The following is a 377-nucleotide window of genomic DNA, read 5'->3' on the forward strand; positions in this document are numbered from 1 at the left end:
CCGCAGCCGGTGATCGCCACCACCGACGGCCCGGCGACCCGCGCCAGCAGCGCATTTCCGTCCTGCCGGGGGAGCGCCTGCCAGACCGCATAGGCCACGAAGCCCGCGTAGATCACGCTCCAGATCGAAAAGCCCCACCCCGCCGCCCGCAGCGTGCTGTCCCCCTGCCGCGAGAACTCCGCCGGTGAGAGGCCGTAACCGAGGATGGCCTGGAGGGCGGGGACGCCGAGCGCGAACGCAACGGCGGCGATGACGAGGGCTTTGCGGAGGCGGGAGGGCATGCAGGCCGAAACGCGGGGCGGGTGAGGACGATCCGTGGGGACGCACTCGCGTCCGCTCTGCGCCACTGTCAGGCCCATCCACGTCCGCTTCTGACG

The 377-nt window shown here is 72.1% G+C and carries 1 pseudogene; it reads right to left on the reverse strand.

The features are described from left to right. Positions 1-281: pseudogene (locus Q0L11_RS13445) on the reverse strand (hypothetical protein); the annotation flags it as partial. Between the last annotated feature and the right edge of the window lie 96 nt (positions 282-377).

This window comes from Phenylobacterium sp., assembly GCF_024508875.1.
GTDB lineage: Bacteria > Pseudomonadota > Alphaproteobacteria > Caulobacterales > Caulobacteraceae > Phenylobacterium.